Consider the following 22,838-nt stretch of genomic DNA (forward strand, 5'->3'; position numbering starts at 1 on the left):
TTTTACACATCAAGATCAAAAGATCGCAGCCTGCGGCAGCTCCTACAGGGTGCGTGAACGGTGTGTAGAGTGTTGTTCACTATTGTTCACTGTCAATGGGTGAACTGTTCAATTGTTCATTTCCGATTGTTCATTTCTGTTCAGCAACGAACGTCGGTTGTTCGCACTTTTAACAAAATTCAAGCCTTATCAAAGACTTGTGATTTTTGGCACAAATGTCGCTATGTAGCTCCGGTCGCTTGACTCCAAAAATAAAAAAGGCCGAGCCATGTCATTAACCGTGGAGCATGTCAGCCGCACCGTCGAGGGCCAGACCTGGATCGACGATGCGTGTCTCAGTTTCGAACCCGGATCCTTCAACGTCTTGCTTGGGCGCACGCTGTCCGGCAAGACCAGTCTCATGCGTCTGATGGCCGGGCTGGACAAGCCGGACACCGGCCGCATCCTGATGAATGGCGTCGATGTCACCCAGCGCCCGGTACGCCTGCGCAACGTCTCGATGGTGTATCAACAGTTCATCAATTACCCGACCATGACGGTGTTCGAAAACATCGCCTCGCCGCTGCGTCAGGCCGGTATTTCCAATGAGCTGATCCAGAACAAAGTGCTGGAAACCGCCAGGATGCTGCGCATCGAGAAATTCCTCCAGCGCTACCCGCTCGAACTCTCCGGCGGCCAGCAACAGCGCACCGCCATGGCCCGGGCGCTGGTCAAGGACGCCGAGCTGATCCTGTTCGACGAGCCGCTGGTCAACCTCGACTACAAGTTGCGTGAAGAGCTGCGCCAGGAAATGCGCGAGCTGTTCAAGGCACGGCACACCATCGCGATCTACGCCACTACCGAACCCAATGAAGCCCTGGCCCTCGGCGGTACCACAACCATTCTTCACGAAGGTCGGGTGATCCAGAGCGGCAAGTCGTCCGAGGTCTATCACCAGCCGCAGTCCGTGCTGGCGGCCGAGCTGTTTTCCGAGCCGCCGATCAACCTGATGCCGGGCCGCATCGCCGGCAATGAGGTGAGTTTTGCCAATTTCGTGCACTTCCCGCTGAACGTCGATTTGCGCCCGGTGGGCGAGGGCGAGTTTCGTTTCGGCGTGCGCCCGAGCCATATCTCGCTGGTGCCGAGCAACGACGATGACCTCGAACTGGCGGTAACCGTAGAAGTCGCGGAAATCAGCGGCTCGGAAACCTTCCTGCACGTGCGCAACGAACATTTCCTGCTGGTGCTGCACTTGCCGGGCGTTCACGAATACGACGTCGATGCGCCGATCCGCATCTACATTCCGACCCATAAACTGTTTGTGTTCGATGCGCAGGGGCGGCTCGTCCAGGCGCCCGGCCGGCGCATTGCGAGGGTTGCCTGATGGCCGAAATCCGTTTGCAGAACCTCGCCCACAGTTACACCAAAACGCCCAGTGGCCCTGAGGATTACGCGATCCGCGAGATGGACCACATCTGGGAGCAGGGCGGTGCCTATGCGTTGCTCGGGCCCTCTGGGTGCGGCAAGTCGACCTTGCTCAACATCATTTCCGGATTGCTCAGCCCGTCCCAGGGACATGTCCTGTTCGACGGTAAAGCGGTCAACGACCTGACCCCGGAAAAGCGCAATATCGCCCAGGTTTTCCAGTTTCCGGTGGTCTACGACACCATGACGGTGTTCGACAACCTGGCGTTCCCGCTGCGAAACCAGGGCATGGCCGAGGCAAAAGTTCACACCAAGGTGCAGGAGATTGCCGAAGTCCTCGACCTCCAGGCGCTGCTGAACAAGAAAGCACGCAACCTGACCGCTGACGAAAAACAGAAAGTCTCCATGGGCCGTGGACTGGTGCGCGATGACGTGTCGGCGATCCTCTTCGATGAACCGCTGACGGTGATCGACCCGCACCTGAAGTGGAAGCTGCGGCGCAAGCTCAAGCAGATCCACGAGCAATTCAACATCACCATGGTCTACGTCACCCACGATCAACTGGAAGCCTCGACTTTCGCCGACAAGATCGCGGTGATGTACGGCGGACAGATCGTGCAGTTCGGTACGCCTCGGGAATTGTTCGAGCGACCAAGCCACACCTTTGTCGGCTATTTCATCGGCAGTCCGGGGATGAACCTCATCGACGTCCAGCCACAACCGGGTGGCGTCGGTTTCGCATCCACCCATTTGCCGCTGTCCGAGGCCATGCAGAAGCGCATCGCCGAATCCGAGTGGCACACCCTGAAAGTCGGTATTCGCCCGGAGTTCGTGCATGTCTGGGACGAACCGTTTGATGACGCGATGCAGGCACAGGTCGTACACGTCGAAGACCTCGGCACCTACAAGATCATGACCCTGAACCTCGACGGCGCGCCGCTGAAAGTGCGTCTGGCGGAAGACAAACCGGTGCCACAGGGCACGGCGTACATCAGTTTTCCGGCGCAGTGGCTGATGGTCTACGCCGACGATTTTTTGCTGGAAGCACAAGCGATCATCGAGGAGCAGCCATGAACAAGGTGCAGAACAACAAGGCCTGGTGGCTGGTCCTGCCGGTGTTCCTGCTGGTGGCGTTCAGTGCGGTGATCCCGATGATGACCGTGGTCAACTACTCGGTGCAGGACATCTTCGATCAGTCCAGCCGCTATTTCGTCGGCGCCGACTGGTACAAGCAAGTGCTGCTCGACCCGCGTCTGCATGACTCGCTGTTGCGCCAGTTCATCTATTCGGCCTGCGTGTTGCTGATCGAAATTCCGCTGGGGATTGCGATTGCCTTGACCATGCCAACCAAGGGCCGCTGGTCCTCGGTGGTGCTGATCATCCTGGCGATTCCGTTGCTGATTCCGTGGAACGTGGTCGGCACTATCTGGCAGATCTTTGGCCGTGCTGACATCGGTCTACTCGGTTCGGCCCTCAACGGCATGGGCATCAGCTACAACTACGCCGCAAACACCATGGACGCCTGGGTCACCGTGCTGGTGATGGACGTCTGGCACTGGACTTCGCTGGTGGCGCTGTTGTGCTTCTCCGGGCTGCGGGCGATTCCGGACGTGTACTACCAGGCGGCGCGCATTGATCGGGCTTCGGCCTGGGCGTTGTTCCGGCACATTCAATTGCCCAAGCTCAAGAGCGTGCTGCTGATTGCGGTGATGTTGCGCTTCATGGACAGTTTCATGATTTACACCGAGCCGTTCGTGCTCACCGGTGGCGGACCGGGCAATGCCACCACGTTCCTCAGCCAGACCCTGACGCAGATGGCAATCGGGCAGTTCGACCTGGGGCCGGCGGCGGCGTTCTCGCTGGTGTACTTCCTGATCATCCTGTTGGTGTCCTGGCTGTTCTACACCGCCATGACTCACTCCGACGCCAACCGCTGAGGCCCGCCATGAGCAAAAGAAAGCTGATTCCACTGCTGCTCTACATCCTGTTCCTGCTGGTGCCGATCTACTGGCTGCTGAACATGTCGTTCAAGAGCAACACCGAAATCCTCGGGGGGCTGACGCTGTTTCCCCAGGATTTCACCTTCCACAACTACAAGGTGATCTTCACCGATCCTGCCTGGTACACCGGGTACCTCAACTCGCTGTATTACGTGAGCCTGAACACGGTGATTTCCCTGAGCGTGGCGTTACCGGCGGCGTATGCGTTTTCGCGCTACCGTTTCCTCGGTGACAAGCACCTGTTCTTCTGGCTGCTGACCAACCGTATGGCGCCACCGGCGGTGTTCCTGCTGCCGTTCTTTCAGTTGTATTCGTCGATCGGGCTGTTCGACACCCACATCGCCGTGGCCTTGGCCCACTGCCTGTTCAACGTGCCGTTGGCGGTGTGGATTCTTGAAGGCTTCATGTCCGGCGTGCCGAAAGAAATCGACGAGACCGCCTACATCGACGGCTACAGTTTCCCCAAGTTCTTCGTGAAGATTTTCATTCCGCTGATCGGTTCCGGCATCGGTGTCACGGCGTTTTTCTGCTTCATGTTTTCCTGGGTCGAACTGCTGCTGGCGCGAACGCTGACCTCGGTGAACGCCAAACCGATCGCGGCGGTCATGACGCGTACGGTCTCGGCATCCGGTATCGACTGGGGCGTGCTGGCGGCGGCGGGGGTGTTGACCATCCTGCCGGGCATGCTGGTGATCTGGTTTGTTCGCAACCACGTGGCCAAGGGCTTTGCCCTGGGCCGGGTCTGAGGAACTGAATGATGGAATGGATGAGTTGGACCGTCCCGACGACGGTGTTCTTCAGTGTCATTGCCTTGATCCTGGTGGGCATGACGACCTGGGAATTGCGTTCGCCGAGCATTCTTCGGCGTGGCTTCTTGCCGATTGCCACCACCCGTGGCGATCGGCTGTTTATCGGTCTTCTCGGCAGCGCCTACCTGCATTTGCTGGTAATCGGCGTGACCGACTGGAGCATCTGGGTAGCGTCCGCGTTGTCCCTGGTGTGGCTGTTGGCTGTGATGCGTTGGGGCTAGTCGAATCGCTCGGCAATGTTGCTCCGAAACCCTAAAAGGAGGTCTCTATGTTCGACAAAAACAATAAGCTGCGACATAGCATTTCATTGGCAGCCATGCTGGCACTCAGCGGTTTGAGCGCTTCGGCCTGGGCCGATGCCTATGAAGACGCGGCGAAGAAATGGATCGGCGCTGAGTTCAAGCCGTCCACCCTGACGGCCGATCAACAGCTGGAAGAGCTGAAGTGGTTCATCAAGGCAGCGGAGCCGTTTCGCGGGATGAGCATCAAGGTTGTATCGGAAACCATCGCCACCCACGAGTACGAGTCCAAGGTACTGGCCAAGGCCTTCAGCGAGATCACCGGGATCAAGCTGACCCACGACCTGCTGCAAGAAGGTGACGTGGTGGAAAAACTGCAAACCCAGATGCAATCGGACAAGAATATCTATGACGGCTGGGTCAACGACTCGGACCTGATCGGCACGCACTTCCGCTACGGCAAGACCGAGTCGATCACCGACCTGATGGCCAACGAAGGCAAGAATTTCACTTCGCCGACCCTCGACATCAAGGACTTCATCGGCATCTCCTTCACCACCGCACCGGACGGCAAGATCTATCAATTGCCCGACCAGCAGTTCGCCAACCTGTACTGGTTCCGCGCCGACTGGTTCGAGCGTGCGGACCTGAAAGCCAAGTTCAAGGAAAAGTACGGCTACGAATTGGGCGTACCGGTGAACTGGTCAGCCTATGAGGACATCGCCAAGTTCTTCACCGAAGACGTCAAGGAAATCGACGGCAAGCGCGTTTACGGGCACATGGACTACGGCAAGAAAGACCCGTCCCTGGGCTGGCGCTTCACCGATGCCTGGTTCTCCATGGCCGGTGGCGGCGACAAGGGCTTGCCAAACGGTTTGCCGGTGGACGAGTGGGGTATTCGCGTCGAGGACTGCCACCCGGTGGGTTCCAGCGTGACCCGCGGGGGCGACACCAATGGCCCGGCGGCCGTGTTCGCCACTACCAAGTACGTGGACTGGATGAAGAAGTACGCACCACCGGAAGCGGCGGGCATGACTTTCTCCGAATCCGGACCGGTGCCGTCCCAAGGCAACATCGCCCAGCAGATCTTTTGGTACACCGCGTTTACCGCCGACATGACCAAACCAGGCCTGGCGGTGATGAACGCCGATGGCACGCCAAAATGGCGCATGGCGCCGTCGCCGCGCGGTCCGTACTGGGAAGAGGGGATGAAGCTGGGGTATCAGGACGTGGGTTCCTGGACCTTCATGAAGTCCACGCCTGAAAAGCAGAAACTCGCGGCCTGGCTGTACGCGCAGTTCGTGACGTCGAAAACCGTCTCGCTGAAGAAAACCATCGTCGGCCTGACCCCGATCCGCGAGTCGGACATCAACTCGCAAGCCATGACCGACCTGGCACCGAAACTCGGTGGCCTGGTGGAGTTCTACCGCAGCCCGGCCCGCGTGCAATGGACGCCAACCGGGACCAACGTGCCGGATTATCCTCGTCTTGCGCAGTTGTGGTGGAGCCACATTGCTGAAGCCGCCAGCGGCGAGAAAACCCCGCAACAGGCACTCGACGGTCTGGCCAAGGATCAGGACGCGATCATGTCCCGTCTGGAACGCTCGAAAGCCCAAGCCACCTGCGCCCCGAAAATGAACCCGGAGCGCGACGCGCAATACTGGTTCGATCAACCAGGCGCCCCGAAACCGAAACTGGAAAACGAGAAGCCTAAAGGCGAAACCGTGAGCTATGCCGAACTGCTGAAATCGTGGGAGGCGGCGCGTAAGTAACATGCCTGGACTGTGAAAGGCGAACGGCACCGGAAGGTGCCGTTTTTTTTTGTGCCTGATCTATCGCTATCGCGAGCAGGCTCACTCCACAGACTATGTGTCATGCACTTAATTTGTGAAGGCTCGACCACTGTAGGAGTGAGCCTGCTCGCGATGAGGACGTTATGACCAAAGCAGGTCTCACTGCGAACGATCAGACCAAAACAGCCAAATCCGTGTACTGAGCAACCACGGAGTCAGCGGTGAGGAGTTTCATGGGTTCTGTAATGGCCGTTGCAATAATCAAACGATCGAATGGGTCACGATGGTGATGTTTGAGGTCTTTTACCGCAATGGCGTGTTCTGACGTCACCGGCAACTCGATGAAACCGCTTTCGAGGCAGTATTTTCGAATATCCTCCAGATCGACGTTCAGCTTTCCCAGCCCGACCTTGATTGCCATCTCCCAGAAAGTCGCTGCGCTGATGTAGATGTCGGCGGCGTTTTCGATGAGCTTTCTGGCTTTGCCAGATAGCCTGGGATCATCGCTAAGAGTCCAAAGCAGAACATGGGTGTCGAGCAGAACCCTCATTCTTGAGTTCCCTCGAATGCATCCAGCATTTCGTCAGGCAGTGGTGCGTCAAAGTCTTGTGGAAGCACCAGTTTTCCTTTCATTGCGCCGATTCGCTGTCCGCAAATTTTTCCCACGGGAACCAAGCGCGCAAGTGCTCGACCATGCTTGGCAATCGTAATGATCTGCCCGGCGGCTGCGTCATCGACGAGTTTAGACAGATTGTTTTTTGCTTCCGCCAGCGGAACGACAATCATGGTCCCTTCCTCCATATATTCTGGACAAATATAGCCAGAATATTCCCGGGCGGCAAAGATGCGACTTTCCTCGGTCGACAGGAGGGACGATTTAGTAATTTTCACTTTCTGAGTCAGCGGCGTGACATTGCCTCGGCGTATATCAGCCAAGACGTTAATGCCATCAATCAGTTCTGAAAAAATGTCACGTTTCATTATTAGCTCTCACATTGATTTCTGATGTGGCAGTCCTTCAGGGTAGAGCCAACTACCCAAGCGTGGATGTAGGACGAGGCGGGTTATTCAGCGAGAGCTTTCTGGGCTTATAAGAGAAGGGGTGGACTGCGGTAACAAATCCCACAAACAGAAACGGCACCCGAAGGTGCCGTTTCTGTTTGTTGCCGCGAATCGCCTAAGCGATCAACCCGCCAGACCCGATTGCTGAACCAGGTTCAGCAGCGGTTGTGGGTAGACGCCGAGGAAGAACGCGACCACTGCAATGGCCAGCAGCATCACGCCGCCTGCTTTCTGTTCCCAATGCAGTTGCGCATCGTGGCGACGCAGGTTCGGTTCGATCAGGTACAGGGTGACCATCACACGCAGGTAGTAGAACACGCCGATGGCGCTGCCCAGTACCAGCGAGCCAACCAGCCACCATTGATGCGACTCGACGCCAGTAGCGATGATGTAGAACTTGCCGATGAAGCCCGCGGTCAGCGGGATACCGGCCAGGGACAGCATCATCACGGTCAGGACGGCGGTCAGGTACGGACGGCGCCAGAACAGGCCGCGGTATTCGTACAGGGCATCTGCGTCACGGCCGTTGTACGGCGAGGACATCAGGGTGATCACACCGAAAGCGCCGAGGCTGGTGATCACGTAGGTGACCAGGTACACGCCGATGGCTTCGACGGCCAGACCCTTGCTCGCCACCAGGGCGATCAGCAGGTAGCCGAAGTGGGCGATGGACGAGTAACCCAGCAGACGCTTGAGGTTGCTTTGGGTCAGTGCCAGCAGGTTACCGAACAGGATCGACGCGATGGCGATGATGGTCAGCACGTCGCTCAGTACACCGCTGCTCGCCGCTGGCGAGATCTGGAACAGACGCACCATTACCGCGAACACAGCCACTTTGGAAGCGGTAGCGAGGAACGCTGCAACCGGCGCCGGAGCACCTTCGTAAACGTCCGGGGTCCAGAGGTGAAACGGTACCAGCGACAGCTTGAATGCCAGACCGATCAGCATCATGCCCAGGCCCAGTTGCGCCAGGGAGCTTGGCAGGCCGGTGGCCGCCAGGGCCTGACCGATACCGTTGAAGCTCAGGGAACCGGCGTCAGCGTAGAGCAGGGCCATACCGAACAACAGGAACGCGGAACCGGCAGCCGACAGCACCATGTACTTGATGCCGGCTTCCAGCGAACGCTTGTTGAAGAAGGCGTAAGCCACCAGACCGTAGACCGGTACCGACAACAGTTCCAGACCGATGAACAACCCGGCCAGGTGCTGCGCGCTGACCAGAACCAGGCCACCGGCAGCGGCCATCAGGATCAGCAGGTACAGTTCTTCACGGTTGCCCGGGTAACCCGAACCGCCATCGCCGAGGTAGGCGTGGGCGAGGGTGACACAGGCGAGGGTGGCGACCAGGATCAACGCCATGTACAAGCAGGCGAAGGTGTCGATCTGCAGCAATGGAGTCACGGCCAGGGGCGCGACTTTCAGGGCCGGCAGGATCGACAGCAGTGCCAGGTTCAGGCCCGCCACGGAAATCAGGAAGGTCTGCGAGTGGTTGCGGCGCCAGGCAATCGCCAGCATCACCACGATGATCGTGGCGCTGGTGATCAACAACGGCGCAAGCGCGATAAAGTGTTGAGTCGTGAATTCCATAGCGCTCTTACCGGGCCGAAGCGAGTTGAGTGAAGGCGGTGCCGAGCCACTGCTGCACGCCATGCATCGTCGCGGCAGAGGTATCGAGGAACGGTTGTGGGTACACGCCGATGTAGATCAGCAGCGCAGCCAGACCGACCACCATGATCATTTCGCGACCGTCCATGCCGTGCAGTACCGCGTCCGACTTGGCCGGGCCGAAGTACGCACGGTGGATCATGATCAGCGAGTAGACCGAACCGAACACCAGGCCGGACGTGGCGATGATGGTGACCCATGGGGCGATCGGGAAGGTGCCGATCAGGATCAGGAACTCACCGACGAAGTTACCGGTACCCGGCAAGCCCAGGGAAGCGGCTGCGAAGAACAGGCTGAGGGCCGGCAAGTAGGCGATCTTCGACCACAGGCCACCCATTTCACGCATGTCGCGAGTGTGGGTGCGTTCGTACAGCTGGCCACTCAGGATAAAGAGTGCCGCGGCCGACAGACCGTGCGCCAGCATTTGCATCACCGCGCCCTGCAGCGCCAGTTGGCTGCCGGAGTAGATGCCGATCAGTACGAAGCCCATGTGGGAAACGGACGAGAAGGCGATCAGACGCTTGATGTCGGTTTGTGCGAAAGCCAGGAACGCACCGTAGAAGATCCCGATCAGACCCAGGGTCATGGCGATCGGCGCGAACTCGGCCGAGGCATTCGGGAACAACGGCAGGGCAAAACGCAGCAGGCCGTAAGCAGCGGTTTTCAGCAAGATACCGGCGAGGTCGACGGAACCTGCGGTCGGCGCCTGGGCGTGAGCATCAGGCAACCAGGAGTGGAACGGTACGACCGGCAGCTTGACCGCGAAGGCAATGAAGAAGCCGAGCATCAGGATGTACTCGGTGGTCATCGACATCTTGGTTTTCAACAGGTCGGCGTAGTTGAAGGTAATCACGCCGGTTTCGTTGAAGTTGACCAGTACCAGACCGAGGATCGCCACCAACATGATCAGGCCGGAAGCCTGAGTGAAGATGAAGAACTTGGTCGCCGCGTAGATCCGGGTTTTCTTGCCGTCCGAAGAACTGTGACCCCAGAGCGCGATGAGGAAGTACATCGGCACCAGCATCATTTCCCAGAAGAAGAAGAACATGAACAGGTCGAGGGCAAGGAACACGCCGACGACACCGCCCAGGATCCACATCAGGTTCAGGTGGAAGAAGCCAACGTGACGCTGGATCTCTTTCCACGAGCAAAGTACCGAGAGGACACCCAGCAGACCGGTCAGCATGATCATCAACAGCGACAGGCCGTCTAGGGCCAGGTGAACGCTGATGCCGAAGCGCTGGATCCAGATGTGCTTGAACTCAAGCGCCCAGGTCGGGTCGGCGCCAGGCTTTGGTGCCAATGAATAATCACCGTTGGCCCACAGCCAGAGGCCGAGGGAGAGCAACAGGGACATGGTGATCAGCGCAATCCAGCGGGGGAGGGTGGCGCCGAAGCGCTCACCCATCCAGCACAGCAGGCCGCCGATGAAGGGGATCAGGATTAGCCAAGGCAGAATCATGACGGGTTCGTTTCCTTTCGCAAATTCGCAAGGTTCATATCAGACCGCTACCAGCACGACGGCGCCAATTACCAGCACGGCACCCGCAGCCATCGAGGCGGCATACCAACGCAGTTGACCGGTCTCGGTACGGCTCAGGGCGGTGTGACCGCCTTTGGCCATGCGCGGGATCAGACCGATGGTCTGGTCGAGCGGGTCTTTGCGCAGGATGTGGCTGATCGCCAGGTATGGCTTGACGAACAGTTTGTCGTAGATCCAGTCGAAGCCCCAGGCAGCGAACCACCAGGCCGAGAGGAAACGGCCGATGCCGCTGTTGGCGATGGCGGTGACGAAGCGACGCTTGCCGAGGAACAGCAGCGCGGCCAACAGGATACCGGCCAGGGCGATGGCGCCCGAGGCGATTTCCAGGCTGTGCTTGGCTTCGCCGCCGGCATGGCCGACGCTTTGCGGCAGCACGCCGTGCAGCGGTGGAACGATCATCGCGCCGACGAAGGTCGACAACACGATCAGCACCGACAGTGGCAGCCAGTGGGCAATGCCGTGACCGGCGTGGGCTTCGGTCTTCGCTTCACCGTGGAACGCGATGAAAATCAGGCGGAAGGTGTACAACGAGGTCATGAACGCGCCGACCAGACCTGCGTAGAGCAGACCATTGTTGCCGCTGGCGAATGCCTCCCAAAGGATTTCGTCCTTGGAGTAGAAGCCTGCGGTTACCAGAGGCAGGGCCGCGAGGGCCGCGCCGCCGACGATGAAGCTGGCGTAGGCCAGTGGCAGCTTTTTCCACAGACCGCCCATCTTGAAGATGTTCTGCTCGTGGTGGCAGGCAACGATCACCGCACCGGAAGCAAGGAACAGCAGGGCCTTGAAGAAGGCGTGGGTCATCAGGTGGAAGATCGCGCCATCCCAGGCACCGACGCCCAGGGCCAGGAACATGTAGCCGATCTGGCTCATAGTCGAGTAGGCGAGGATACGCTTGATGTCGGTCTGTACCAGGGCTGCGAAACCGGCGAGTACCAGGGTCACGCCGCCAACGATGCCCACCAGGTGCAGGATTTCCGGCGCCAGGGTGAACAGGCCGTGGGTACGGGCGATCAGGTAGACACCGGCGGTCACCATGGTTGCGGCGTGGATCAGTGCCGAAACCGGGGTAGGACCGGCCATCGCGTCCGCCAGCCAGGTTTGCAGCGGCAGTTGCGCGGATTTACCGACAGCGCCACCCAGCAGCATCAGGGTGGCCATGACCATCCAGAAGTCGCCGGCCTGGAATTTCTGCGGTGCCAGCACCAGCAGTTCCTGAACGTTCAGCGTGCCCAGTTGGGCGAACAGGATGAACAGGCCGATGGCCATGAACACGTCACCGATACGGGTCACGATGAAGGCTTTGAGTGCGGCGTTACCGTTGTTGCGGTTGCTGTAGTAGAAACCGATCAACAGGTACGAGCACAGGCCTACGCCTTCCCAACCGAAGTACAGGAACAACAGGTTATCGCCCAGCACCAGGAACAGCATGCTGGCAATAAACAGGTTGGTGTAGGCGAAGAAGCGTGAGTAACCGGCTTCACCGCGCATGTACCAGGAGGCGAACAGGTGAATCAGGAAGCCGACGCCGACGACCACACCGAGCATGGTCACGGACAGGCCGTCCAGATACAGCGCGAAGTTCGGCGTGAAGCCTTCCACCGCCATCCACTGCCACAACACCTGGGTGTAGTGACCGCCTTCTGGCGGGGCAACGTTGAATTGCCAGATCACGTAGGCGGTAACAATCGCCGACAGACCGATGGAGCCGACGCCAATCAGCGCGGCAAGGTTTTCCGAGATGCGTCCACGGGAGAACGACAGCAGCAGGAAACCTATGAGAGGGAATACGAAAGTCAGATAGAGAAGGTTCATCCGCGCATCTCACTGGCAGCGTCGATATCGAGCGTGTGGAAGCGGCGATACAGTTGCAGCAGGATCGCCAGGCCAATACTGGCCTCGGCGGCTGCCAGGCTGATCACCAGGATGAACATGATCTGTCCATCCGGCTGCGCCCAGCGGCTACCGGCAACGATGAACGCCAAAGCGGAGGCATTCATCATGACCTCCAGGCTCATCAGCACGAAAAGGATGTTGCGGCGGACCATCAGGCCGACCAGACCGAGGCAGAACAGGATGCCGGCGACCGCCAGACCATGCTCCATGGGGATAGCAGGCATCGTCATTGCTCCTTGGCTTCGTTGCGGCCCAAGTGGAACGCCGTGACGGCTGCGGCGAGCAGCAGCATCGAGGCGAGTTCGACCACCAGCAGGTACGGACCGAACAGGCTGATGCCCACGGCCTTGGCGTCTACGGTGGTGTGGCCGATGGCCTGACCGCTCTGGTGGGCGAACAGCACGTACAGCAGTTCAGCCAGCAGCAGGGCGCCGAGAATGACCGGGCCGAGCCAGATGCCGGGCTTGAGCCAGACGCGCTCTTGCTGAACCGAGGCCGGGCCCAGGTTCAGCATCATCACCACAAACACGAACAGCACCATGATGGCGCCAGCGTAGGCGATCACTTCCAGAACACCGGCAAACGGTGCGCCGAGGGCGAAGAACGTCATGGCCACGGCGATCAGCGAAATGATCAGGTAGAGCAGGGCGTGCACAGGGTTGGTGTTGGTGATCACGCGAAGCGTGGACACCACAGCGATACCCGATGCGAAATAGAAAGCGAATTCCATCTTTCTTCCTTAAGGCAGCAAGCTCTTCACGTTGATCGGTTCGGCTTCATTCTGCGCGGAGCCTTTCGGCTTCCCGGCAATCGCCATACCTGCAACACGATAGAAGTTGTAATCAGGGTTTTTGCCGGGGCCGGAGATCAGCAGATCTTCTTTCTCGTAAACCAGGTCCTGACGTTTGAACTCGGCCATTTCGAAATCCGGTGTCAGCTGGATCGCGGTGGTCGGGCAGGCTTCCTCGCAGAGGCCGCAGAAAATGCAGCGCGAGAAGTTGATGCGGAAGAAGTCCGGGTACCAGCGACCGTCTTCGGTTTCAGCTTTCTGCAGCGAGATGCAACCGACCGGGCACGCCACGGCGCACAGGTTGCAGGCTACACAACGCTCTTCGCCGTCGGGGTCGCGGGTCAGGACGATACGGCCGCGGTAGCGCGGCGGCAGGTACACGGCTTCTTCCGGGTACTGCAGCGTGTCGCGCTTGCGGAAGGCGTGGCCGAAAATCATCACCAGGCTGCGAAGCTGGGTGAAGAAGCCATGCACGATGTCAATTATGTACTTCATGATTCTCTATCCTCACTGAGCCGCGACGGCGGGCGTGTTGAGCAACACGATCGCAGCGGTCACCAGCATGTTGACGAGGGTCAGCGGCAAGCAGAACTTCCAGCTGAAATCCATCACTTGGTCATACCGTGGGCGCGGAATCGAAGCGCGCAACAGGATGAAGATCATGATGAAGAACGCGGTTTTCAGTGCGAACCAGATGAACGGGATCTGCGGCAGGATGCCGAACGGACCGTGCCAGCCACCGAAGAACAAGGTCACCAGCAGCGCCGAGATCAGCACGATGCCGATGTACTCGCCGACGAAGAACATGCCCCATTTCATGCCGGCGTATTCAATGTGGTAACCGTCGGCCAGTTCCTGTTCCGCTTCCGGCTGGTCGAACGGGTGACGGTGAGTCACGGCCACGCCAGCGATGAAGAAGGTCAGGAAACCGAAGATCTGCGGAATGATGAACCACAGGTTCTGCGCCTGGTATTCAACGATGTCGCGCATGTTGAACGAGCCGACCTGAATCACGATGCCCATCAGCGACAGGCCCATGAACACTTCGTACGACACGGTTTGTGCCGAGGCCCGCAAGCTGCCCAACAGGGCGAACTTGTTGTTACTCGACCAACCGGCGAACAACACCGCGTAGACCGACAGGCCAGCCATGGCGAAGAAGAACAGGATGCCGATATTGATGTCCGCCACGCCCCAGGTCGGGGTGATCGGGATGATCGCGAAGGCAATCAGCAGGGCGCTCATGGCCACTACCGGTGCCAGGGTGAAGATCATCTTGTCGGCGAATGGAGGCGTCCAGTCTTCCTTGAAGAACATCTTGATCATGTCGGCGGCGATCTGGAACGCGCCGAACGGACCCACGCGGTTCGGACCGTAACGGTCCTGCCAGAGGGCGAGCAAACGACGCTCGACCCAGCTGAGCAGGGCGCCGCAAACCACCACGGCAAGCAGAATCACCACGGCCTTGAGGACCGCGATGATGATGTCGATCACTTCAGGAGTGAACCAGGTCATTGAGCTGCCTCCTGCAGACCGTCAACGGATTTGCCAAAGATTGCAGGCGGAATGCCGGCGATGCCCGCAGGCAATGCCACCAGGCCAGCGCCCAGCTCTTCGTTGATGCGCAGCGGCAGACGCAGGGTCTGGCCAGCGACGTTCAAGCTGAGCATGGCGCCATCGTTGACACCCAGGCGGTCGGCTTCGGACTTGGCCAGTGCGACATAGGCAGCCGGAATGCGTTCTTGAACCGGAGCGGCTTTCGAAGAGTTCTCTTCGCTGCCGAACAGGTGGAAGAACGGCACGACTTGCCAGGTGCCTTGAGCCGGGTTGAACGCGCGCGGAACACTGGCGAACCAGTTCAGCGAGTCACCGTTGGTTTCGATCAGGCGGGTGCCCGGGTCGCCAGCGCGGATGTGACCACCGACTTCGTCCTGGAACTTGTTCCAGGCTTGCGGCGAGTTCCAGCCCGGAGACCAGGCGAATGGCACTTGCTGACGCGGTTCAACCGAACCCGAATAACCTTCCATGGAGAAGGCGAACGCGGTGTCTTTGTCCTGCGGGGTACGCGGTTCGTGCACGCTGATGTCGGCGCGCATGGCGGTACGACCGGAGTAACGCAGCGGTTCACGGGCGAGTTTCATGCCCTTGATGCGGAACGCGGCGGACGGTGCGGCGTCGACGATGCGGTTCAGGATCGACGTGCTGGAAGCGACGGCAGCGGTGACGTGGTCCAGTTGGGTCCAGTCGATCGGCTGGTTCAGCAAGGTCGCGCGCAGGGCATGCAGCCAGCGCCAGCCTTCGTGAACCAGGATGCTCGCGTCCATGTACTTCGGATCAAACACCTGGAAGAAGCGCTGGGCGCGACCTTCCTGGCTGACCAGAGTACCGTCGCCTTCAGCGAAGCTGGCGGCTGGCAGAACCAGGTGCGCGCGATCGCTGGTGGCGGTCTTCTGATGGTCGGCCACGATCAGTACTTTGGCGGCGGTCAGGGCAGCATCGACCTTGGCCTTGTCGGTACGGGTGTACAGATCGTTTTCCAGTACGACGATGGCGTCGGCCTTACCGTCGATCACGGCTTGCAGCGCGGCGTCGACCGATTCGCCACCGAGCATGGCCAGGCCAAGGCTGTTGGCCTCAGGCACGATCAGGCTGATGGAACCATTCTTCTCGCGCAGCTTCAGTGCCTTGGCGATGTTCGCGGCGGCTTCGATCAGCGCCTTGGAACCCAACGAGGTGCCGGCGATGATCAGTGGACGCTTGGCCGCGAGCAGGGCGTCGGCGATGCGCTTGGCCAGTTCGAGGGCTTCAGCGTCCAGGCCTTCAACGGCTGGAGCGCTGGCGTCGAGGGCGTGAGCCACGGCGAAACCGATGCGGGCCAGGTCGTCGGGAGCGGCGTGTACGCACTCTTCGGCGATGTCGTCGAGCTTGGTTTCAGCCAGGCTGGCGATGAACAGCGGGTTCAGCGCGTGCTGGCCGATGTTCTTCACCGCGGCGTCGAGCCAAGGCTGAACGCGCATGGCGTCGGCCATGTCTTCGGCTTTGCCCTTGACCGATTGACGCAGGGACAGCGCCACACGGGCAGCAGTCTGGGTCAGGTCTTCACCGAGGACGAAAATCGCATCGTGGTCTTCGATGTCGCGCATGTTCGGCACTGGCAGCGGGCTGTCTTTCAGCACTTGCAGGACCAGACGGATGCGTTCCAGTTCGGCAGCTTCGATACCCGAGTAGAAGTGCTCGGCACCAACCAGTTCGCGCAACGCGTAGTTGCTTTCGAGGCTGGCGCGCGGCGAACCGATACCGACGATGTTGCGACCGCGCAGCAGGTCGGCGGCTTTATCCAGCGCTTCGTCGAGGCTCAGCTTGGTGCCGTTGGACAGCAGCGGCTGACGCGGACGGTCTTCGCGGTTGACGTAGCCATAGCCGAAACGGCCACGGTCGCACAGGAAGTACTGGTTTACCGAACCGTTGAAACGGTTTTCGATACGACGCAGCTCACCGTAGCGCTCGCCCGGGGAGATGTTGCAACCGCTGGAGCAGCCATGGCAGATGCTCGGCGAGAACTGCATGTCCCACTTGCGGTTGTAACGCTCGGAGTGAGTCTTGTCGGTGAACACACCGGTCGGGCAGACCTCGGTGAGGTTGCCGGAGAACTCGCTTTCCAGCACGCCGTCTTCAACGCGACCGAAGTACACGTTGTCGTGGGCGCCAAACACACCGAGATCGGTGCCGCCGGCGTAGTCCTTATAGAAGCGCACGCAGCGGTAGCAAGCGATGCAGCGGTTCATTTCGTGGGAAATGAACGGGCCCAGTTGCTGGTTCTGGTGGGTACGCTTGGTGAAGCGGTAACGGCGCTCGTTGTGGCCGGTCATTACCGTCATGTCTTGCAGGTGGCAGTGACCGCCTTCTTCACAGACCGGGCAGTCGTGAGGGTGGTTGGTCATCAGCCATTCGACAACACTGGCGCGGAAGGCCTTGGATTCTTCATCTTCGATGGAGATCCAGGTGTTGTCGGTGGCAGGGGTCATGCAGGACATGACGATACGACCACGGGTGTCGTTCTCGTCGGTGTACTGCTTGACCGCGCACTGGCGACAAGCGCCAACGCTGCCAAGGGCAGGGTGCCAGCAGAAATACGGAATATCGAGGCCCAGAGACAGACATGCCTGTAACAGGTTGTCTGCCCCATCGACTTCGAGCGCTTTGCCGTCTACGTGGATAGTGGCCATGGTTCAAAGTTCTTCGTTGGCCCGGTGTCAGCGGGCGTGGCTAATGGAATCTTGTTATCCGCGTGAATCAACACAGCCGGTAAAGGCGTCATCACACGAAAAGCGAAGGGCACGGACCCTTCGCTTTTTTAAGCGTTTACGCGCCGACTACGATCGGCCTTGCCAGAGGCGGGACGGCGGCGCTGACAGGCGCGATACCGGCTTCGAACTCATGGCGGAAGTATTTGATTGCGCTGCCCAACGGCTCCACGGCGCCCGGTGCGTGAGCACAGAAGGTCTTGCCTGGGCCGAGGAAACCGACCAGACCCAGCAGAGTCTCGATGTCGCCTGGCTGGCCTTCACCGTTCTCGATGGCCATCAGAAGCTTGACGCTCCATGGCAAACCATCGCGGCATGGGGTGCAGAAACCGCAGGATTCGCGAGCGAAGAACTGCTCCATGTTGCGCAGCAGGGACACCATGTTGACGCTGTCGTCCACCGCCATGGCCAGGCCGGTACCCATACGGGTGCCCACTTTGGCGATGCCGCCGGCGTACATTTGTGCGTCGAGGTGTTCCGGCAACAGGAAACCGGTGCCGGCGCCGCCTGGCTGCCAGGCCTTGAGCTTGAAGCCGTCGCGCATGCCGCCAGCGTAGTCTTCGAACAGCTCGCGACCGGTGACGCCGAATGGCAGTTCCCACAGGCCCGGGTTCTTGACCTTGCCGGAGAAGCCCATGAGCTTGGTGCCCATGTCTTCGCTGCCTTCGCGGGCCAACGATTTGTACCAGTCCACGCCGTCGGCAATGATCGCCGGGACGTTGCACAGGGTTTCAACGTTGTTCACGCACGTCGGCTTGCCCCACACGCCAACGGCGGCAGGGAAGGGCGGCTTGGAGCGCGGGTTGGCGCGGCGGCCTTCGAGGGAGTTGATCAGTGCGGTTTCTTCACCGCAGATGTAACGCCCGGCGCCGGTGTGGACGAACAGCTCGAAATCAAAGCCGCTGCCCAGGATGTTCTTGCCCAGCAGGCCCGCTGCCTTGGCTTCTTCCACGGCACGGTTGAGGTGCTTGGCGGCGGTGGTGTATTCGCCACGCAGGAAGATGTAGCCACGGTAGGTTTTCAGTGCGCGGGCACTGATCAGCATGCCTTCGATCAGCAGATGGGGCAGTTGCTCCATCAGCATGCGGTCTTTCCAGGTGTTCGGCTCCATTTCATCCGCGTTGCACAGCAGGTAGCGGATGTTGATGGATTCGTCCTTGGGCATCAGGCCCCACTTCACGCCAGTGGGGAAGCCTGCACCGCCGCGACCCTTGAGGCCGGCATCTTTCACGGTCTGGACGATATCGTCCTGAGCCATGTCGGCGAAGGCCTTGCGCGCAGCGGCGTAGCCGTTCTTGGCCTGGTACTCGTCGAGCCAGACAGCTTCGCCGTCGTCACGCAGACGCCAGGTGAGCGGGTGTGTCTCGGCCGATCGCTTGATGCGGTTGGCCGGGCCGAAAGATGTCAGGGTCATACGTAGCCCTCGAGCAATTTGGCAACGCCTGCTGGCTGCACATCACCGAACGTGTCGTCGTCGATCATCAACGCCGGCGCCTTGTCGCAGTTGCCGAGGCAGCAGACCGGCAGCAGGGTGAAACGACCGTCGGCGGTGGTTTGACCCAGGCCGATGCCGAGCTTGCTCTGGATTTCGCTGACCACGGACTCGTGGCCGCCGATGTAGCAGACCATGCTGTCGCAGACGCGAATGATGTGACGGCCGACCGGCTGACGGAAGATCTGGCTATAGAACGTCGCCACGCCTTCAACGTCGCTGGCCGGGATGCCGAGGATCTCGCCGATGGCGTACAGGGCGCCATCCGGCACCCAGCCACGTTCCTTCTGGACGATCTTCAGGGCTTCGATCGACGCCGCGCGCGGGTCTTCGTAGTGATGCAGCTCGTGCTCGATGGCCGAGCGCTCGGTTTCACTCAAGGTGAAACGGTCTGTCTGGATAAGCGTGCTGTTCATGCTTAGCGGTCCACGTCGGCCATAACGAAATCGATACTACCCAGGTACGCGATCAAGTCCGCGACCATGCTGCCTTTGATCACCGAAGGGATCTGCTGCAAGTGCGGGAAGCTTGGGGTACGAATCCGGGTGCGGTAGCTCATGGTGCCGCCATCGCTCGTCAGGTAATAACTGTTGATGCCCTTGGTCGCTTCGATCATCTGGAAGGATTCGTTGGCCGGCATGACCGGGCCCCACGAAACTTGCAGGAAGTGCGTGATCAAGGTTTCGATGTGCTGCAGGGTGCGCTCTTTCGGCGGCGGCGTGGTCAGCGGGTGATCCGCCTTGTACGGGCCTTCCGGCATGTTGCGCATGCACTGCTCGATGATCTTGATGCTCTGGCGCATCTCCTCGACGCGCACGATGCAGCGATCGTAGGCATCGCCATTGGCGGCCAGTGGCACTTCGAATTCGAAGTTCTCGTAGCCCGAGTACGGACGCGCTTTACGCAGGTCGAAGTCGCAACCGGTCGAACGCAGGCCTGCACCGGTGACGCCCCATTCCAGGGCTTCCTTGGTGTTGTAGGCGGCGACGCCAATGGTCCGTCCACGCAGGATGCTGTTGTCCAATGCGGCTTTCTGGTACTCGTCCAGGCGCTTTGGCATCCACTCGACGAAGTCTTTCACCAGTTTTTCCCAGCCGCGCGGCAGGTCGTGGGCGACGCCACCGATGCGGTACCAGGCCGGGTGCAGACGGAAACCGGTAATGGCTTCGATCACCGTGTACGCCTTCTGGCGGTCGGTGAAGGTGAAGAACACCGGGGTCATGGCGCCGACGTCCTGGATGTAGGTACCCAGGAACAACAGGTGGCTGGTGATCCGGAAGAACTCGGCCATCATGATGCGGATGACGTCGACCTTCTCTGGCACCTTGATGCCGGCCAGCTTCTCGACCGAGAGCACGTACGGCAGGTTGTTCATCACGCCGCCGAGGTAGTCGATACGGTCGGTGTACGGGATGAAGCTGTGCCAGGACTGACGCTCGGCCATCTTCTCGGCGCCACGGTGGTGGTAACCGATGTCCGGAACGCAATCGACGATCTCTTCACCGTCCAGCTGCAGGATGATGCGGAACGCACCGTGCGCCGAAGGGTGGTTAGGGCCGAGGTTGAGGAACATGTAGTCCTCGTTCGCGCCGGAACGTTTCATGCCCCAGTCTTCAGGCTTGAAGCGCGCGGCTTCTTCCTCGAGCTGTTGCTTGGCCAGGGTCAGGCTGAACGGATCGAATTCGGTGGCGCGCGCCGGGAAGTCCTTGCGCAGCGGGTGACCTTCCCAGGTTGGCGGCATCATGATGCGCGTCAGGTGCGGGTGGCCTTTGAAATCGATGCCGTACATGTCCCAGACTTCACGCTCGTACCAGTTGGCGTTCGGCCAGATGCTGGTGACGGTCGGCAGGCTGAGGTCGCTCTCGGAGAGGGCAACCTTGATCATGACGTCGCTGTTACGCTCGATCGACATCAAGTGATAGAACACGGAGAAATCGGCGCCGCTTGGCAGCCCTTGACGCTTGGTGCGCAGACGCTCGTCCACGCCGTGCAGGTCATAGAGCATGACGTACGGCTTGGGCAGGTTGCGCAGGAAGGTCAGGACTTCGACGAGCTTGGCGCGGGCAACCCAAAGCACCGGCATGCCGGTGCGGGTAGGCTGGGCGGTGAACGCCTCGGGGCCAAAACGGTTGTTCAGTTCGACGACCACATCCTGGTCGTCTGCCTTGTAAGGCGGGATGTACAGAGCACTGCCTGTAGTCATGGTTATTTATCGCTTTCGGTCAACGTAAAGAATGAAGCCAGTGTCTCGTTCTATTAAAGAAGCAGATCTGGATCAGACTTCGTCGGGGCTGCGCAGGTTGGTGACTGCGATTCGCTGTTCGCGGCGCTTTTCCTTCTCCGAAGGCATCTCGGCGCGGTATACGCCTTGATCACCAACGACCCAGGAAAGCGGACGACGCTCCTGTCCAATCGACTCCTGCAACAGCATCAAGCCTTGCAGAAAAGCTTCAGGGCGGGGCGGGCAGCCAGGCACGTAGACGTCCACGGGCAGGAACTTGTCCACCCCTTGAACCACGGAGTAGATGTCGTACATGCCACCGGAGTTGGCGCACGAACCCATGGAGATAACCCATTTAGGTTCGAGCATTTGCTCGTAGAGACGCTGAATGATCGGCGCCATCTTGATGAAGCAGGTACCGGCGATAACCATGAAATCCGCCTGGCGCGGCGATGCCCGGATAACCTCGGCGCCAAAGCGCGCGATGTCGTGGGGCGCCGTGAAGGCGGTGGTCATTTCCACGTAGCAGCACGAAAGACCGAAGTTATACGGCCACAGGGAGTTCTTGCGCCCCCAGTTGATCGTGCCGTTAAGCACGTCTTCGAGCTTGCCCATGAAAATGTTTTTGTGGACTTGATCTTCTAACGGATCGGAAACGGTTTCCCGTTCGCCAATCGGATACTGCTCGTTAGGAGCATCGGGGTCGATCCTGGTGAGATTGTATTGCATTGCCAAAGCCTCATTGTTTCAGCTTCGCTTGCCGCTTGCGCCGAGCTTCCGGAGCCCAGTCAAGGGCGCCCACTCGGAATAGGTAGACAAGACCTGCCAACAGAATTGCTATGAAAACGAGAGCTTCGACGAATCCGGTCCAGCCGCTTTCGCGGACGGACACAGACCATGCAAAGAGAAAGAGGGCTTCGATATCGAAAATCACGAAGAGCATCGCGACCAGATAGAATTTGGCTGAGAGCCGCAAGCGGGCGCCACCTGTAGGTAGCATGCCGGACTCGAACGGTTCGTTTTTGCTGCGGCCCCAGGCTTTTGACCCGAGGAGGCTGGAGACACCGAGCATGAAGGCACAGAGGCCGACAACACCTAGAAGGAAAATGGCAAAGCCCCAGTTGTGGGCCATGAGTCCTGTCGCTTCGGGCATGCTGGTAATCCTTAACAGAGAGCAAAGGTCTCTGAGCTTGAAAAGAAACAAAGCAGTGACGATATGTCGCAGCAATCAATCCCGCTGATTTTATGGCTAAACACCCAGCAAGTAAAATTCCTATAGCGAAATTATTTATAGGAATAAGGACATAGCGTGCCCACGAGGCCCTGTAGCCCATGCGTTGCGGGCATTAGCCGGCATTTCGTCAATTATGTTTTGTAGGGAATGTAACGAACATAGTTGCCGCTAAATGATAATCAATATTGTTTGGGTTGGTTTTTAAACTGTTTGTCCCGCAAGTGCACAGGAAGTTGCCTTATATGCGCGTTACTGCAAGTAGCGACGGGGTGGGTTTCAGCAGATTTTTCCCACGCCGATAGCGCTCTGGATCAATGTTTTTTCCAGGTCACCACCATCCCCTGTAGGAGCGAGCTTGCTCGCGATGGTGGTCAACGATGACGCTGGGC

21 protein-coding genes are annotated in these 22,838 nt (G+C 59.4%); 6 read left to right on the plus strand and 15 right to left on the minus strand.

The annotated features are described in order from the left end of the window. Positions 1-268: 268 nt before the first annotated feature. From KGB21_RS21950 to KGB21_RS21975, 6 genes are read left to right on the plus strand one after another with little or no spacing between them, the layout of a single operon-like run. Positions 269-1,363, plus strand: coding sequence for an ABC transporter ATP-binding protein (locus KGB21_RS21950; RefSeq protein ID WP_223506704.1), 1,095 nt, complete (start codon positions 269-271; stop codon positions 1,361-1,363). Further along, positions 1,363-2,478, plus strand: a complete 1,116-nt coding sequence (locus KGB21_RS21955; protein WP_034146895.1) for an ABC transporter ATP-binding protein — start codon at positions 1,363-1,365, stop codon at positions 2,476-2,478. Before KGB21_RS21950 ends, KGB21_RS21955 begins: the two co-directional genes overlap by 1 nt. Next, complete coding sequence (locus tag KGB21_RS21960) at positions 2,475-3,341, plus strand: carbohydrate ABC transporter permease (protein WP_223506705.1); 867 nt, start codon at positions 2,475-2,477, stop codon at positions 3,339-3,341. Before KGB21_RS21955 ends, KGB21_RS21960 begins: the two co-directional genes overlap by 4 nt. 8 nt (positions 3,342-3,349) lie before the next feature. Beyond that, the gene (locus KGB21_RS21965) at positions 3,350-4,150 is read left to right on the plus strand and encodes a carbohydrate ABC transporter permease (protein WP_034146897.1); all 801 of its coding nucleotides are present in this window, start codon (positions 3,350-3,352) and stop codon (positions 4,148-4,150) included. A gap of 11 nt (positions 4,151-4,161) precedes the next feature. Then, positions 4,162-4,434: a DUF2160 domain-containing protein gene (locus KGB21_RS21970; protein ID WP_034146898.1), complete on the plus strand. Its 273-nt coding sequence runs from the start codon at positions 4,162-4,164 to the stop codon at positions 4,432-4,434. A 47-nt stretch (positions 4,435-4,481) separates the two neighbouring features. Then, a complete protein-coding gene (locus KGB21_RS21975) occupies positions 4,482-6,224 on the plus strand; it encodes an ABC transporter substrate-binding protein (RefSeq protein ID WP_034146899.1) in 1,743 nt (580 codons plus the stop codon). A gap of 193 nt (positions 6,225-6,417) precedes the next feature. On the opposite strand, the gene KGB21_RS21980 is transcribed toward KGB21_RS21975, so the two are convergent. From KGB21_RS21980 to KGB21_RS22050, 15 genes are all read right to left on the minus strand, one after another. Next, positions 6,418-6,795, minus strand: coding sequence for a type II toxin-antitoxin system VapC family toxin (locus tag KGB21_RS21980; RefSeq protein ID WP_034146900.1), 378 nt, complete (start codon positions 6,793-6,795; stop codon positions 6,418-6,420). Beyond that, positions 6,792-7,226: a type II toxin-antitoxin system Phd/YefM family antitoxin gene (locus KGB21_RS21985; RefSeq protein WP_223506706.1), complete on the minus strand. Its 435-nt coding sequence runs from the start codon at positions 7,224-7,226 to the stop codon at positions 6,792-6,794. The genes KGB21_RS21980 and KGB21_RS21985 overlap by 4 nt, the downstream gene beginning before the upstream one ends. 204 nt (positions 7,227-7,430) lie before the next feature. Beyond that, complete coding sequence (gene nuoN / locus KGB21_RS21990) at positions 7,431-8,894, minus strand: NADH-quinone oxidoreductase subunit NuoN (protein WP_223506707.1); 1,464 nt, start codon at positions 8,892-8,894, stop codon at positions 7,431-7,433. A gap of 7 nt (positions 8,895-8,901) precedes the next feature. After that, a complete protein-coding gene (nuoM, locus tag KGB21_RS21995) occupies positions 8,902-10,434 on the minus strand; it encodes an NADH-quinone oxidoreductase subunit M (RefSeq protein ID WP_223506708.1) in 1,533 nt (510 codons plus the stop codon). Positions 10,435-10,473: 39 nt separating this feature from the next. Beyond that, entirely contained in the window at positions 10,474-12,327 is a 1,854-nt protein-coding gene (nuoL, locus tag KGB21_RS22000; RefSeq protein WP_034146903.1) for an NADH-quinone oxidoreductase subunit L, read from the minus strand. Beyond that, the gene (nuoK, locus tag KGB21_RS22005; RefSeq protein WP_007946416.1) at positions 12,324-12,632 is read right to left on the minus strand and encodes an NADH-quinone oxidoreductase subunit NuoK; all 309 of its coding nucleotides are present in this window, start codon (positions 12,630-12,632) and stop codon (positions 12,324-12,326) included. Before nuoK ends, nuoL begins: the two co-directional genes overlap by 4 nt. Positions 12,633-12,634: 2 nt before the next feature. Beyond that, positions 12,635-13,138, minus strand: a complete 504-nt coding sequence (gene nuoJ / locus KGB21_RS22010; protein WP_034146904.1) for an NADH-quinone oxidoreductase subunit J — start codon at positions 13,136-13,138, stop codon at positions 12,635-12,637. 9 nt (positions 13,139-13,147) lie between these two features. Further along, positions 13,148-13,696, minus strand: a complete 549-nt coding sequence (nuoI, locus tag KGB21_RS22015; RefSeq protein WP_075947948.1) for an NADH-quinone oxidoreductase subunit NuoI — start codon at positions 13,694-13,696, stop codon at positions 13,148-13,150. 9 nt (positions 13,697-13,705) lie between these two features. Beyond that, complete coding sequence (gene nuoH, locus KGB21_RS22020) at positions 13,706-14,713, minus strand: NADH-quinone oxidoreductase subunit NuoH (RefSeq protein WP_034146906.1); 1,008 nt, start codon at positions 14,711-14,713, stop codon at positions 13,706-13,708. Further along, positions 14,710-17,424, minus strand: a complete 2,715-nt coding sequence (gene nuoG / locus KGB21_RS22025; RefSeq protein ID WP_223506709.1) for an NADH-quinone oxidoreductase subunit NuoG — start codon at positions 17,422-17,424, stop codon at positions 14,710-14,712. The genes nuoH and nuoG overlap by 4 nt, the downstream gene beginning before the upstream one ends. Before the next feature lie 136 nt (positions 17,425-17,560). Then, on the minus strand, positions 17,561-18,916 hold the full coding sequence (nuoF, locus tag KGB21_RS22030) for an NADH-quinone oxidoreductase subunit NuoF (RefSeq protein WP_034146908.1): 1,356 nt from the start codon (positions 18,914-18,916) through the stop codon (positions 17,561-17,563). After that, complete coding sequence (nuoE, locus tag KGB21_RS22035; protein WP_008020715.1) at positions 18,913-19,410, minus strand: NADH-quinone oxidoreductase subunit NuoE; 498 nt, start codon at positions 19,408-19,410, stop codon at positions 18,913-18,915. The genes nuoF and nuoE overlap by 4 nt, the downstream gene beginning before the upstream one ends. Positions 19,411-19,412: 2 nt before the next feature. Beyond that, a complete protein-coding gene (nuoC, locus tag KGB21_RS22040; RefSeq protein WP_034146909.1) occupies positions 19,413-21,197 on the minus strand; it encodes an NADH-quinone oxidoreductase subunit C/D in 1,785 nt (594 codons plus the stop codon). A gap of 72 nt (positions 21,198-21,269) precedes the next feature. After that, positions 21,270-21,944, minus strand: a complete 675-nt coding sequence (locus tag KGB21_RS22045; RefSeq protein WP_007946424.1) for a NuoB/complex I 20 kDa subunit family protein — start codon at positions 21,942-21,944, stop codon at positions 21,270-21,272. Between the two features lie 10 nt (positions 21,945-21,954). Further along, a complete protein-coding gene (locus tag KGB21_RS22050; protein WP_003223812.1) occupies positions 21,955-22,368 on the minus strand; it encodes an NADH-quinone oxidoreductase subunit A in 414 nt (137 codons plus the stop codon). Positions 22,369-22,838 lie beyond the last annotated feature (470 nt).

The sequence above is a fragment of the Pseudomonas sp. GL-RE-29 genome, assembly GCF_019947275.1.
Taxonomy (GTDB): Bacteria; Pseudomonadota; Gammaproteobacteria; order Pseudomonadales; family Pseudomonadaceae; genus Aquipseudomonas; species Aquipseudomonas fluorescens_A.

Excerpts from the sequence above, each read along its gene's own strand:
- KGB21_RS21950 (WP_223506704.1), top strand. The coding sequence starts at position 269 with ATGTCATTAACCGTGGAGCATGTCAGCCGCACCGTCGAGGGCCAGACC.
- KGB21_RS21955 (WP_034146895.1), top strand. The coding sequence starts at position 1,363 with ATGGCCGAAATCCGTTTGCAGAACCTCGCCCACAGTTACACCAAAACG.
- KGB21_RS21960 (WP_223506705.1), top strand. The coding sequence starts at position 2,475 with ATGAACAAGGTGCAGAACAACAAGGCCTGGTGGCTGGTCCTGCCGGTG.
- KGB21_RS21965 (WP_034146897.1), top strand. The coding sequence starts at position 3,350 with ATGAGCAAAAGAAAGCTGATTCCACTGCTGCTCTACATCCTGTTCCTG.
- KGB21_RS21970 (WP_034146898.1), top strand. The coding sequence starts at position 4,162 with ATGGAATGGATGAGTTGGACCGTCCCGACGACGGTGTTCTTCAGTGTC.
- KGB21_RS21975 (WP_034146899.1), top strand. The coding sequence starts at position 4,482 with ATGTTCGACAAAAACAATAAGCTGCGACATAGCATTTCATTGGCAGCC.
- KGB21_RS21980 (WP_034146900.1), bottom strand. The coding sequence starts at position 6,795 with ATGAGGGTTCTGCTCGACACCCATGTTCTGCTTTGGACTCTTAGCGAT.
- KGB21_RS21985 (WP_223506706.1), bottom strand. The coding sequence starts at position 7,226 with ATGAAACGTGACATTTTTTCAGAACTGATTGATGGCATTAACGTCTTG.
- nuoN (WP_223506707.1), bottom strand. The coding sequence starts at position 8,894 with ATGGAATTCACGACTCAACACTTTATCGCGCTTGCGCCGTTGTTGATC.
- nuoM (WP_223506708.1), bottom strand. The coding sequence starts at position 10,434 with ATGATTCTGCCTTGGCTAATCCTGATCCCCTTCATCGGCGGCCTGCTG.
- nuoL (WP_034146903.1), bottom strand. The coding sequence starts at position 12,327 with ATGAACCTTCTCTATCTGACTTTCGTATTCCCTCTCATAGGTTTCCTG.
- nuoK (WP_007946416.1), bottom strand. The coding sequence starts at position 12,632 with ATGCCTGCTATCCCCATGGAGCATGGTCTGGCGGTCGCCGGCATCCTG.
- nuoJ (WP_034146904.1), bottom strand. The coding sequence starts at position 13,138 with ATGGAATTCGCTTTCTATTTCGCATCGGGTATCGCTGTGGTGTCCACG.
- nuoH (WP_034146906.1), bottom strand. The coding sequence starts at position 14,713 with ATGACCTGGTTCACTCCTGAAGTGATCGACATCATCATCGCGGTCCTC.
- nuoG (WP_223506709.1), bottom strand. The coding sequence starts at position 17,424 with ATGGCCACTATCCACGTAGACGGCAAAGCGCTCGAAGTCGATGGGGCA.
- nuoF (WP_034146908.1), bottom strand. The coding sequence starts at position 18,916 with ATGACCCTGACATCTTTCGGCCCGGCCAACCGCATCAAGCGATCGGCC.
- nuoE (WP_008020715.1), bottom strand. The coding sequence starts at position 19,410 with ATGAACAGCACGCTTATCCAGACAGACCGTTTCACCTTGAGTGAAACC.
- nuoC (WP_034146909.1), bottom strand. The coding sequence starts at position 21,197 with ATGACTACAGGCAGTGCTCTGTACATCCCGCCTTACAAGGCAGACGAC.
- KGB21_RS22045 (WP_007946424.1), bottom strand. The coding sequence starts at position 21,944 with ATGCAATACAATCTCACCAGGATCGACCCCGATGCTCCTAACGAGCAG.
- KGB21_RS22050 (WP_003223812.1), bottom strand. The coding sequence starts at position 22,368 with ATGCCCGAAGCGACAGGACTCATGGCCCACAACTGGGGCTTTGCCATT.